General features: G+C 45.7%; 11 protein-coding genes. 4 read left to right on the top strand and 7 right to left on the bottom strand.

Annotated features, from left to right (window positions below):
• The first annotated feature begins 191 nt into the window (after positions 1-191).
• The 4 genes from crp (at position 192) to L5M10_RS06290 (ending at position 3,237) form a co-directional block, all read left to right on the top strand.
• Entirely contained in the window at positions 192-827 is a 636-nt protein-coding gene (crp, locus tag L5M10_RS06305) for a cAMP-activated global transcriptional regulator CRP (RefSeq protein WP_006080082.1), read from the top strand.
• Between the two features lie 82 nt (positions 828-909).
• The gene (locus tag L5M10_RS06300) at positions 910-1,257 is read left to right on the top strand and encodes a PepSY domain-containing protein (RefSeq protein WP_105250261.1); all 348 of its coding nucleotides are present in this window, start codon (positions 910-912) and stop codon (positions 1,255-1,257) included.
• On the top strand, positions 1,238-1,912 hold the full coding sequence (locus L5M10_RS06295; RefSeq protein WP_131523983.1) for a response regulator transcription factor: 675 nt from the start codon (positions 1,238-1,240) through the stop codon (positions 1,910-1,912). Before L5M10_RS06300 ends, L5M10_RS06295 begins: the two co-directional genes overlap by 20 nt.
• Positions 1,909-3,237, top strand: coding sequence for an ATP-binding protein (locus L5M10_RS06290; protein WP_131523982.1), 1,329 nt, complete (start codon positions 1,909-1,911; stop codon positions 3,235-3,237). The genes L5M10_RS06295 and L5M10_RS06290 overlap by 4 nt, the downstream gene beginning before the upstream one ends.
• Before the next feature lie 103 nt (positions 3,238-3,340).
• On the opposite strand, the gene L5M10_RS06285 is transcribed toward L5M10_RS06290, so the two are convergent.
• The 7 genes from L5M10_RS06285 to L5M10_RS06255 form a co-directional block, all read right to left on the bottom strand.
• Complete coding sequence (locus L5M10_RS06285; RefSeq protein ID WP_212599655.1) at positions 3,341-4,144, bottom strand: DUF1338 domain-containing protein; 804 nt, start codon at positions 4,142-4,144, stop codon at positions 3,341-3,343.
• 209 nt (positions 4,145-4,353) lie between these two features.
• On the bottom strand, positions 4,354-5,814 hold the full coding sequence (gene astD, locus L5M10_RS06280) for a succinylglutamate-semialdehyde dehydrogenase (RefSeq protein ID WP_263163616.1): 1,461 nt from the start codon (positions 5,812-5,814) through the stop codon (positions 4,354-4,356).
• A gap of 9 nt (positions 5,815-5,823) precedes the next feature.
• Entirely contained in the window at positions 5,824-6,843 is a 1,020-nt protein-coding gene (astA, locus tag L5M10_RS06275; RefSeq protein WP_263163618.1) for an arginine N-succinyltransferase, read from the bottom strand.
• A gap of 127 nt (positions 6,844-6,970) precedes the next feature.
• On the bottom strand, positions 6,971-8,188 hold the full coding sequence (locus tag L5M10_RS06270) for an aspartate aminotransferase family protein (RefSeq protein ID WP_263255038.1): 1,218 nt from the start codon (positions 8,186-8,188) through the stop codon (positions 6,971-6,973).
• A gap of 308 nt (positions 8,189-8,496) precedes the next feature.
• Positions 8,497-9,408, bottom strand: coding sequence for an alpha/beta hydrolase (locus L5M10_RS06265; protein WP_263255037.1), 912 nt, complete (start codon positions 9,406-9,408; stop codon positions 8,497-8,499).
• A 54-nt stretch (positions 9,409-9,462) separates the two neighbouring features.
• Complete coding sequence (locus L5M10_RS06260; protein ID WP_263139774.1) at positions 9,463-10,608, bottom strand: HDOD domain-containing protein; 1,146 nt, start codon at positions 10,606-10,608, stop codon at positions 9,463-9,465.
• A gap of 205 nt (positions 10,609-10,813) precedes the next feature.
• Positions 10,814-13,294: a S9 family peptidase gene (locus L5M10_RS06255; RefSeq protein ID WP_263255036.1), complete on the bottom strand. Its 2,481-nt coding sequence runs from the start codon at positions 13,292-13,294 to the stop codon at positions 10,814-10,816.
• Positions 13,295-13,297: the final 3 nt, after the last annotated feature.

Genomic DNA, 13,297 nt, shown 5'->3' with positions numbered 1-13,297 from the left:
GCGAGTTTCATATCGATTTAGTTGACTTAAATCACTAAAGTAGCAAAATAAGCTCTAATTTTAGATGGTTAATTGCATTTATTCACTTATTCTAAACTAAGACTTCCATCAAGTTTTTGTGAGTTTAATTGACGTAAAATGCTTATTTAGAATACTCTTACTTTCGTTTTAATCAATCGAGGAACACCAACATGGCTCTGATTGGTAAGCCAAAACCTGATCCAACTTTGGAATGGTTTTTATCACACTGTCACATTCATAAGTACCCTGCAAAGAGCACTCTTATCCATGCTGGTGAAGACTCAGATACCCTTTATTACATAGTAAAAGGTTCTGTAGCGGTATTGATTAAAGATGAAGAAGGTAAGGAGATGATCCTTTCTTATCTGAATCAAGGTGACTTTATCGGTGAACTAGGTTTGTTTGAAGAACAAGCCGAACGTACCGCTTGGGTTCGTGCTAAGCAAGCTTGTGAAATCGCTGAGATTTCATATAAGAAATTCAGACAGTTAATTCAAGTTAACCCTGAAATTCTGATGAAGCTGTCTGCACAAATGGCCTATCGCCTACAAAGTACCAGCCAGAAAGTGGGTAACCTTGCATTTTTAGACGTTGCAGGCCGTATTGCTCAAACTCTATTGCATCTGGCTAAACAACCTGATGCTATGACACACCCTGATGGCATGCAGATTAAGATCACTCGTCAAGAAATAGGTCAAATTGTTGGCTGTTCACGGGAAACTGTGGGTCGTATCTTGAAGATGTTAGAAGAACAGAATTTGATCCAAGCTCATGGTAAGACAATCGTGGTATACGGTACCCGTTAAGTTAGTCTTCAGCTTGATTTAAGCCTGCCTTATTAAAGTGGCCTAGAATAAATTCTAGGCCATTTTTTATTGGGGAGCTCAAATGAAACGGCTGTTTTTAATCTGTTTTTTCAGCCTATTCACGCTGGTGCATCCAATAATCTTGCATGCCGAACCTATTGAATTAGAACATTATCAAGCCAAGGCGTTAGTTAACTCTGGGCAAATATTGTCCTTAAACGGTACACTCGCCGTAGTGAACCAATTTTGCCAAGGTGAACTAATTGATGCTCATCTCTATCAAGAAGATCATAAATGGCGCTATGATTTGCAAATCAAAGTTCAGCGTGGCCAAATCGTTAATCTCAGTATTGATGCAACTAATGGTCAAGCCGATCAATCAATAGCACTACCGAGCGAATGTCGAAAACATGAAACTGTTACTCGTTGAAGATAACCCAATGCTAGTCACCGAGCTGGAGAAACAACTCAAACTCGCTGGCTATGTAACCGATATTACAGACAAAGCGCTTGAAGCCGATTATCTGATCAAAGAAACCCAATACGATTGCGTAATCTTAGACATAGGTTTGCCCGATGGCAACGGCCTCGAACTGCTCGAAGGCTGGCGAAATCAAGGGATCAGCACTCCAGTTATCATGCTGACGGCCCGCAGCCAATGGCATGAAAAAGTAGAAGGTTTTAATGCTGGCGCCGACGATTACTTAGGTAAACCTTTCCACGCACAGGAATTATTGGCCCGAATCCAAGCTTTAATCCACCGTGCACATGGTCGTCTAAACACCTCAAGTAAACAATTGAGTTATGGTGGCGTGGTTTTAGATGAAGCAGAACAAACGGTAAAAGTGGCCGAGCAACTGTATGAACTCACAGCAATGGAATTCAGGCTGTTAAAAATCTTCCTCATGTCACCTAAGAAGCTGCTATCTAAGACGCAGCTAACTGATAAGCTCTATCAGTTTGACGATGAAAAAGAGAGCAATGTGGTCGAGGTTTATGTCACCCATCTACGCAAGAAACTGGGTAAAACCACGATCGAAACCCGTCGCGGCCAAGGTTACATCTTCCACGGCATTATTGAATGATCTCGATCCGCACTAAGCTCAGTTTATGGTTAACTGGCTTACTCGTGTTAGGTACTGTAATTGGACTGATACTGTTTGAGTCCATGCTACGTCAGGCCTTCCACGACTCTATTATCAATCGCTTAGAAGAAGATCTCGAACATATCATGCTGGCAACCCATATCCATGATGGGGAGATCAGCATAGATCAAAGCCAGCTTTCCAGTTTCTACAAGCCCGCCTATTCAGGCCGTTATTTTCAGCTTAACCTGCCAAATGAAGTGATTCGCTCACGCTCCCTGTGGGATATGCAGTTAGATATCGAGCCACTAGCACCGAATCAAACCCGCGTCTGGCAAGCTAAAGGGCCAAAAAATAACGATATGCAGTTGTTATCATTAGGGTTAAATTCCAGCAGTGCCAATGTCAGCGCTACCTTAACCGTTGCGCAAGATTTGAGTATCGGTAGACGCGTGTTTAGCGAGGTTTATGGCACTAAGCTTGGTGTCAATCTGGCGATGTTAGTTGCTATGATCGCGGGGATATTCTTGATCCTACGTCAATCATTTAAGCCAGTTAAGCACATACAGCACGCACTTTCTCGGCTAAGACAAGGGGAAATTAACGCGCTGGAGCTCAATAATATTCCTCCCGAAGTACAACCATTAGCAAAAACCTATAATGAACTACTTGAGTACACAGCCAAGCAAATTGAACGTAGCCGCAATAACTTAGGTAATTTGAGCCATGGGCTCAAAACGCCACTTGCCGTGATGCAGCAACAGGTTGAAGCTCTTGGCCTCAAAGATCCTGAAACTGCCATTGCCCTGCAGCAGCAACTTGATTCGATTCACAAGATGGTCGAGCGTAAACTGGCTGCGGCGAGGATCACTGGCGACATGCTCCCCGCTGCGCAATTGGTGATCCCTAGGGATTTACATAGCCTAGCCAACACGCTAAATAAGGTTCACCGCAACAAGTCCATTGAATGTGATTTCGAACTCGATCCCAATATTCTCAGACTGCCTATTCACAGGGAAGATGGCATGGAGCTCTTAGGCAACCTGCTAGACAACGCCTTTAAATGGGCCCAGAGCCGAGTCAGCATTCAGCTATCGCGTCAACAAGAGCGTCTCTGCCTTTGTATTGATGATGATGGTCCAGGGGTTGCTGATGATGAGCTAGATAAGCTCACACAAAGAGGAACAAGGCTTGATGAGTCTGTGATGGGTCACGGTTTAGGATTATCAATAGTGAAAGAAATTGCCGAGCAATACGAGATTGAGCTGCAGTTTAATCACAGCACTCGCTTAGGTGGATTGAGGATCGAGCTGACATTTAGCTAGCCCCAGGTTATACCAATCGTATTAAATACCTTGTTTGAAATATCCATAAAAAACGCCATCGAATTGATGGCGTTTTTTTTATGCAGAAAGCAATTTGAGGACGTTAGGCTTTATTCACATTGGTGCTTTCAAAAATCTTATCGGCAGATGCCGCCACAAAGCCTGTGTAGAGCTCGCCATTAGCCATAGGATAACGTAGCGCAAACTCATAAAAACAGCTTGGGATTTCCACTGTCGCGTCAGTAAATTCAACACCAATCTTATCAGCCATAGTCGAAGACTGTTCTAACAAGACTTCTGGCGAACCTTTGATCTCGCCACCTGAACTATTGAGCACAAAGCCCGCTTGCTTCAGAGCTTCATTCACTGACTCTAAAGTCTCAAAACCATCGAGGTGATTGATAGACACAGTGAAATGGTTAGCGCGATAACCAAAAGCCGCTACCCAAGCTGCATATTCACTCTCAGTTAATAAGTCCTGATAGGTTTTAGCATCTAAAGACCAATGACGGCCTGAGTAAATAAAGTTGTCCGCCGTTGTCGCTGCAGCATCCACTTGGGCGATTAAGCCTTGAATAGTTTTTTGCAACGCAGGGCTAAATTCTTCAACCAACAGCTCAGAGATAAACACTTTAGGCTGAGTCGAATCTGGATGTTCAAAATGCTTAGCGATCAGTTTTTTCTGTTCAAACTTATAATCACCGCAAGGTACATAACCTAACGAAGTGAAATGCTTAGCTAGCACGTCCAAATTCACCTTAGCGATATTGAAAGTACGCAGGGCAATATGGTCGTTGATGATCGGCTTACCATGACCCAACAACGCGTGCACTTTTGCCGCAGAAGGGGTCATTTGAATATAGTCTTGCCACAGGGCGGCAAATAACGCGTTGATGTCGGTATGCATAAAAACTCCTTTTATTGTGCTGCGGTTATTGCTGTTATTTTGCCGCGAACACTAAATGTAACGACCTAAATGCCACTGTTGCAGCGTCACACATACCCACAGTAGAAACTCAAGTAACGTTACTGCTTGTTATTAAAAAGGAAGAACATTAGTCCTTCCTCCTCTTGCCCACATATTCTTTACCACATAAAAGTCAAATCTCTACCCGCTTACAAGCTCAAACCTGGGCTTAATGTCGCGGGTAAACTCACGGCATCAGCCTCGACAGAAGCGACTGGATAAGCACAGTAATCGGCGGCATAGAAAGCACTCGCTCTGTGGTTACCCGAAGCCCCAACACCACCAAAAGGTGCCGCGCCCGATGCGCCAGTGATTTGTTTGTTCCAGTTAACAATCCCTGCACGAATACGCGCGAGGAAATAATCATAATCTTCACGGCTATCGGCAAGTAATCCCGCAGACAAGCCGTAACGCGTTTGGTTAGCCAATTTGATCGCTTGATCGAAATCACTATAACGCACCAGCTGTAGCAGAGGTCCGAAGTATTCTTCGTCCGGCAAGACATCGATCGCTGTCACATCGATAAGGCCAGGAGACACTATGCCTGTACCCGCTTCTAGATGGGTCAACTCGACCAAAGACACGCCGCCTAAGTTCAACAGATTCGCCTGCGCCGCAACCATACCCTTAGCGGCAGTTTCAGAAATCATTGAGCCCATAAAAGGTTGTGGCTGCGCGTTCCAAGGACCGACTTTAATCTGTTTAACCGCATCGACTAACATGGCAATCAGCGCATCGCCCTGCTCGCCTTGCTCGACATATAAACGGCGGGCACAAGTGCAACGTTGACCCGATGAGATATAAGCCGACTGCAAAATATCGTGCACTGCGGCCTTAATATCCTGCACACCTTTAATGATCAGTGGGTTATTCCCCCCCATCTCAAGTGCTAAAATTTTGCCCGGATGACCCGCATATTGTTGATGTAAAAAATGACCTGTGCGTGAGCTACCAGTAAAGAACAGACCATCGAGCTGTGGGTGTGAAGCCAGCGCTTTACCCGTATCCACCTCACCTTGGACTAAGTTGAGCACGCCAGCAGGCAGACCTGCTTTATCCCATAGGCTGACCATCAACTCGGCGACTTTAGGCGTGAGCTCTGAAGGTTTGAAAATCACGGTATTCCCAGCCAACAGCGCAGGCACTATGTGGCCGTTCGGCAAATGACCAGGGAAGTTGTAAGGACCGAACACAGCCACAACACCGTGGGGCTTATGGCGGATAACCGCACGTCCTGCTGGCGTATCGTTGGCTTCTGTGCCCGTACGTTTATTGTAAGCCGCAGCCGATAAAGCAATTTTGCCTATCATGGCACCGACTTCAGTCGCGGTTTCCCACTGAGGTTTACCCGTTTCTTGGGCAATCGTTTCAGCCAGTTCCGCTTTATTGGCTTCGAGTTGGGTGCGATACGCTTCAACTATGGCTAAACGCGCATCGAAACCTAACATAAACCAATCAAACTGTGCGGCGCGCGCGGCATCAACGGCGGCATTAACTTGTTCTGCAGTGGCCGTTTTACCGGTCCAAATAGATTGTGCATTGGCAGGGTTAATTGAGGTCACGTCATGACCTTTGCCAGCATGCCACTGGCCTTGAATATAATGTGTCATTGGTTATTCCTACATTGCCAAAATACGGATTTGATCGCCTTTTGCGAGTAGCAAACCCGCTGCCAGCTCAGGGCTAATGATGATATGTTCGGATTTGTCGTCCACGGCCAGTGCAGCAGACGTCGCTCGGTAATTGGCTAATTGGGTATTTGAGATAATAAATTGAGTGTCGGCTTCGACCATGTCACCAATATCGACGGTCAATAAACGACTTTCACGCACGCCGCGAATGTCCGATAAACGACACTCAACTGTTGGACCACCATCAAAAATATCCACATAACCGCGGCATCGAAAGCCTTCGGCCTGCAGCAAACTTAATGCGGGACGGGTATTGGTATGCACTTCGCCAATCACTTTCTGCGCTTCTTCCGGCAACAGACAAACGTAGACAGGATTTCGTGGCATCATTTCGGCCATAAATGCCTTTTTACCTAAGCCAGAAAGATAATCCGCCTGAATAAAATCTATGCCCAAAAAGTGTTTTTGCAACCAACCATAAAAAGGTGAATACCCCTCGGCGTCGCTTACACCGCGCATTTCGGCAATCACAGTTTCGCCAAAACGCTTCGCATGTTGAGCTAAAAACAGAAAGCGACTGCGGGATAACATGCGGCCATTGTTGCCCTTGCGATATGCTTCACGCAAAAACAGCGTACACATCTCAGCAGCGCCAGTGTAGTCATGGCAAAGGGTGAGTGTTTCGACCTCGTTACGCACGTCAATTTGCTCAGAATGATAGACTTCGGTACCGAGTCGATAATGGTAGAACGCATCTTCCATTCCCACCGCCGCTTCGATGGCGCACGTTCCCACCACTTCACGGGTATCGGTATCTTCCAGCACCATTAGATAACCTTCATCGAAGGGAGTCTCTACGGCTTTGACGAATGAGGCTTCTGCTCGAGCAATTTTATGTCTGAGCAGATCCGCATTCACAGGTAATGACGTAAAACCATGACCAGACTCTTCGGCAATTTGATATAAGGCCTCAAAATCACCAGCCTGAATAGGACGTATGATTAACATCTTAGTGTCTCCTCACTTTGGCTTACCGTGCATCAGGGCACCTCTCTTCAAAAAGACAGGCAGTGATGCAGGTAAGTATTCCCTGACAAAAAAGGAGTGCGAATAAATTCAGCACTCCTTTGGTCATTTAGGCGGCAGCTATGCTCGCCACAGCACGTTCAAAACGAGCTAGACCTTCAGCAATATCTGCCTCAGGGATCACCAGAGAAGGAGCAAAACGCACCACGTTAGCACCCGCCATCAGGCTCATTAAGCCTTCAGCGACAGAGGCCACCAAAAAGTCGCGTGAACGACCTTGGTATTGTTCATTAAGAACGGCCCCTAAGAGTAAACCTTTACCGCGTACTTCTGAAAAAACATGATATTTTTCATTGATTTTGTTCAAACCATCACGCAATAACTGCTCGCGATGTTTTACGCCATCTAACACTTCAGGTGTGTTCACTACATCTAACACAGCATTACCGATAGCGCAGGCTAATGGGTTACCACCGTAGGTAGAACCATGAGTGCCCACTTTTAAATGCTCGGCAATCTCAGCCGTTGTCAGCATAGCTGCGATAGGGAAACCACCACCGAGCGCTTTAGCTGTGGTTAAGATGTCAGGCACGATTTCAGTACCCATGTAAGCGTAAAGTTCACCAGTACGGCCCACACCCGTTTGGACTTCATCAAAAATCACTAGTGCATTGTGCTTATTAGCCAATTCACGCACGGCTTTCAAGAATGCAGGATCGGCATCGATAATACCGCCCTCGCCTTGCAGCGGCTCAAGCATGATGGCGCAAGTCTTATCCGTTACTGCTGCTTCTAAGGAGGCAACATCGTTAAATGGCAGGTGAGTAATACTCTGCGGCTTAGGACCAAAACCATCGGAATAGGCAGCTTGTCCACCGACACTGACTGTGAAGAACGTACGGCCGTGGAAAGCTTTATCGAACGCTATGATTTCATCTTTCTCAACGCCATGTTTTTCTAAAGCATAACGACGGGCAAGTTTTAATGCGGCTTCGTTGGCTTCGGCGCCAGAGTTGGCAAAATACACTTTGTCGGCAAACGTGCTATTAACTAATTTAGTCGCTAATGCCAAGGCAGGCTCATTCGTCATTACGTTTGACAGATGCCATAATTTTTCACCTTGTGTCTTAAGGGCATTCACAAGGGCTGGATGACAGTGACCTAAGCAATTTACCGCAATACCGCCAGCAAAATCGATAAACTCGTTGCCCTCTTGGTCCCAAACTCGGCTTCCTTCGCCACGAACAGGGATCACGGCAGCAGGCGCATAATTAGGCACCATCACTGCGTCAAACTGGGCACGGTCCAACTTCATATCAACGCTCATTCTTCTTCGTCCTTTGTGTTTGTGTAACGGCGCCTTGCACCGTCAGAGTCCCATAGGTATCTTTATCTAGAGTTAGTGATACTGGGATTGCTTGTGTCTATTAATAACCATTATTAGCGAAAATGTGATCAAAATACCAGTTTTTCACAAACATCAATCCACGCACTTCCATCCAAAGTGCATAAAGATTGCAGTTTAAGAACTATACAAGCGGTTAAGCCCATGGCTTGCAGCATAATTAGTCAGAAAAAAAGTTATTTTCCCCTCATTTTGCTAGCTATTCACTGAATGTGAATAACTACACCATTTTAACGAATCAAGTGTGAAAGTACAAAATGGCCAATTTTCGACCTCACTTCAAGGGCTTCGGGTAATAAATTGAACAGAGGAAACACATGGGGCATGTTAGGGTAAAAGCAGCCCGTTATCTCACCACCACAGGCTTTTATTTGGGCGACTAAACGTTCAGAATCCTGTAATAATAACTCCCGCGTACCCGCAATCACTAAGATGGGCGGCAGATCTGCCAAGTTCCCTTGTAAGGGGGAAACTTTTGCCGACATAGGATCGGCCCCAGCAAGATAAGCGCCACGTAAGCGCAGCAATGCCTCTATGGTGAAGAAGGGATCGTCGGCTGCGAGTATCAACTCAGTATCCCCCGTAAGTGCTAAGTCTAACGCGGGCGATAGCAAGATACAGGCGGTCGGTAAAGGCAGGGCTAAACGTTTTAATTCCAGCAACAAACTCAGTGCTAAATTGCCGCCCGCCGAGTCACCCATGAGGATCAAATTCTCCGTGCCTTTCAGCTCAATTAACCGTCTATAGGCTTCAAGTACATCATCAAATGGCGCGGGGAAAGGATACTCAGGTGCGAGACGATAATCAGGAATATAAGCATCTAATTGACAACGCTGGCAGATATCTGCGATTAATCTTGCATGGGCACGGGGCGTTTTAAAGCAGAAGCCTCCCCCACGGATATAAAACAGACTTCCAAGGCGAGGAGGTTCGTTGAGAAGCACATAATGTAACAAGTTTGAGTGTTGTAAGGGGATGGTAGCGCTGACTAACTTATCCGGCCAAGGGAGCCAACGTCTATCAAGCTCAAGCAACTTTTCACGCACTTGCGCTAAGGGCATTTTGGCCTGTCCACGACTGATGGATGGCCTAGCGACATAGGATAAAATGGTATTTAGTACAGATGCTTGCCAGCTTGGCATATCCCTTCCTCTACTTAAACGCCGCAATCATGGCGCTACGTAGCAGACCGAGGATTACAGCAGATCTAACTTCCTATAGTTTTGTGCTTTTAAGCGCAGTACTTCTTGCTCATTTAACTCATAATAATCAAACATTAAGCGCTTTTCTTGGGGATCGATTTGACGCATTTCTTCGAGCAATACCACCTTAGCATAACAGTTTGCCCGCGCGACTAATGCCGACTGAGGCGACAATTCTCGATAGCTTAAGGTTTGGTCTAACTCCTTTAACAACCGAGTTAAGGGACTCGCTTCAAACTTAAGTAACTCTAATAATTGCCAATTAAGTTTAAGACCATGGCTTAGCACTTGTTCAAATACGGCCTTAGCAGGAAACTCAGTGGCAATCACCGCATCATACACTTCCTTATCACGGCTGCTACTGGCTTCTCTTATCCAAGATCCCCATGTTTGGTCGAATAAACGGGCACTTAAACTCAATACAACGGATGTGCCTAACTGATTAAGTAAGGCACTACTATAAACCAAGGCTGAGTCAGTATTATGAAGCTGAGCTAAAGCATTTGCCGCTATACCACTGACTATGCTGTAGCGCCATAATTTACGGGTAGTCCATAACAACTTAGCATTGCCACTAGGAAGCCAATTTCGCAAACAGAAGTAAGGGATAATAGTGCGAAGGTTTTCGATACCGATGTAATTCATCACTAATTTGATATCAGTGACCCGCACATCTGAGCTCTGAGACCGGCGAGCGCGAAAAGATGGGCTGTTGACCATGTTGGTTAAGTCGCGGCACAACCAACTTAAGTTACTGATCAGTGGTCTTAATCGCGTTGCATCGAGATTTTTTGCCAGCAATAATTCCAGCAAGAGGATTTGCGACTCATTGATATCTGACTTAGCCAGAACAGATTCAGGGGACGCGAGTTGATGCTCGATGGCGTTAATGACAGTTTCATGCAACTGGCTCGATACGGCTTCAAACACTTCTTTAGCTTTAATTTGTTTCATCAAACGCACCAAAATCGCTTCGCGTTCAACATCTAACTTATTTGCATCGGCCTCTAATTCAAGGTCGAGTTCATCCAAAAGAGTCGGGCTCGCTTTTTGCTTTCCGAGGATCAATTGTTGATAGAGTCTATGTTCTATCTCTATAATTTTGCCGGGTCTTACACCGCCCGCAACCGAAATCGCCACTATAAATCTTTCCTATATCGCTAATGCCCGAGTGACGTCAACACAATCAAACTCTCAAAATCATTACAATTTCAGCACATACACTTAATCTTAGCAATAATGCAAAGTCGCAGAACGCAAACAAAGAGTTATATCGGATATTTCCTAGTCAGTTACCCAATAAAAAGGCCTCGACTAGGAGACCTTTAAAAGAAATCGAACTGAATTATTTGAGTTCTTGTTCAAATAACTTATAGATGCGGCGGTATTCATCTAACCAGCTAGAAGGTTGACGGAAACCATGGGGCTCGACAGGATAAATCGCCATTTCAAAGGTTGGTTTTTCCAGTTCAATGAGGCGCTGTACCATACGCACACTGTCTTGGAAGAAAACGTTGTCGTCCATTACGCCACTCATGATAAGCAGTGGTTTAGTTAATCCTTGGGCATGCTCAATAGGAGAGCTGCGCTCATAGGCGATAGGATCGACATCAGGCGTATTTAAGATATTAGAGGTATAAGGCGCATTATAATGTGCCCAGTCCGCCACAGGACGCAATGCAGCTCCAGCTTGGAACAAGTCCGGCGCGGTAAACAAAGACATAAACGTTAAGAATCCACCGTAAGAGCCACCATAAGTACCGACACGCTTAGTATCGACATGGGTATGAGTCGCCATCCACGTTACGCCATCCTTTAAGTCTTCCACTTCTGGATGACCCATATTGCGATAAATAGCAGTGCGCCAATCTCGGCCGTAACCTTTAGAGCCACGGTAATCCATGTCCATCACAACATAACCTTGTTGAGTCAGCAGGTTGTGGAACATAAACTCGCGAAAATAACCGCTAAAACCATAATCGGCATTCTGCAGATAACCTGCGCCGTGATTGAAAATCACCGCAGGATATTTCTCAGCGCGGGACTTATCATAGCCTTGCGGCAGATAAACTCGAGCGTACACATTGCCAGCACCATGATTTGAAGGTACTACTACCACTTCTGGCGCTTGCCATGGGTAATTTTTGAAGGCATCACTGGTATAAGACGTCAGCTGCTTTAACTCGCCGCCAATGGGTTGAACATAAAGCTCATTTGGCTGAGTACGGCGTGAAGCATTGAGTAATAGCTGAGTGCCATCGGGGCTTAAGCTGTAATCTAAGTTGCCATCCCACTGGGTTAGTTGCTCATTTTTACCTGTGGCAAGATTCACGCGGTGAACGTTATAAATGCCAGGGTGACTCTGGTTCGCTTTGTAATAGATGTAATTGGCATCCGGTGACAGCGTAATATCACTCACCACAAACTTGCCTTGGGTTAACGCACGCGGCTTTTCGCCTTGAGCTTTAATATAAAGCTGCGAATAACCGGACTCTTCTGACAAGTAATACAAGGTATCCGTATCCGGTAACCAACCGAATTGGTTGTAGTCGTAATTCACCCATGCATCATCATGCAAACGATGTTCGGTAATGAATTTACCCTTAGCAAGATCGACACTGGCGATCCAGCGATCTTTGTTATCAGTTGCTTCTAGCATCAGGGCTAATTTATTTTCCGACTCATGCCATTGAATCGCACTCTGAGTCCAGCCCCAATCCTGCATCAACTGAATTTTACGTGGCGATTTAGTGCTTTGATAAGTTTCGCCTTTCGCTTTAGCATTTTCAGCTTTCACTTTGGCTAGCACATCTTCATCAAAACCAGTAAGGCCCTCGATTGTGATATCGACTTTTTTATGTTGGTTTAAATCAAGCACAACAAAACGTTGCCCTGGTGGCGTATCTTCAGCCACGCGCGCGCGCACTGGCACTGGGTCGATATAACCTCCACTACCTAAGTAATTAGGCATGATGTCGTGTTCGCTGCTACCTGTGTAATTTTTATCTGTAAGAGCGACTAAAATATAGCGGCCATCGGGTGATAAACTCAGCTCTGACACCACTTCGCTATCGCCTAAATACCAAGTGCTGGCGGCGAGCGTAGGATCGTTTTTTTGTAATTCATCTTGGTACTGCGCTTTAGCTTTAGCATTTTCTTGCTGCAGCGCTACATACTGAATCAATCTGTGCTGTTGTTTTGCAATATAAGACGTCGGCTCTTTTACCGCTTCTGGTGCTTTCGCCATTTTAATTTCAGCAAGTTGCTCGACTAAGCCAGAATCTTGATGAATTTGGAAAACATTGTCGCCCTGCCAATAGGCAATATCTCCATTATTGAGATAACGCACACCATCGATGGCGGTGCGCTGGCGAGTCAGTTGGCTGATTTTACCCGTGCTTAATTGCTTAACAAAAATGTTGCCTTGATACAGATAGGCCTTGTGGGACTTAGTGCGGTCAAACACGCCAAACTGCTGATCTGCCGCATGTAACTTATCGAGAGCTAGCTCTACGGCGCGACTGTCATTGATGCCTTGCTGATAATAACAACGCAAAGGTGAAGCACTCGCTTGGCGGGCAAACAGCACGCTTTGGCTATCGTCGCTCCAGTAAGCCTCTTTGGCAAAGATCCCCATCCAATCAGGATTTGCTATAATTTGATTAAGCGTAAGCGCCTGTGAAACTTGTGGCGGTTGGGCTAAGGGAACTTGGAATGCTGGCGGAGCTATTACGGGAGTTGCAGTTTCAGTCGATGTCGCTGCGCACCCTGCCAATACGGCAACCGCTAACGCACTAAAACCCAAATTTCGCATTACGCTTCTCATTTA

Source organism: Shewanella sp. SM32 (genome assembly GCF_025654235.1).
GTDB lineage: Bacteria > Pseudomonadota > Gammaproteobacteria > Enterobacterales > Shewanellaceae > Shewanella > Shewanella oncorhynchi.
The sequence above is the reverse complement of the archived record's forward strand: the minus strand, read 5'-3'. Positions and strand labels throughout refer to the sequence as shown.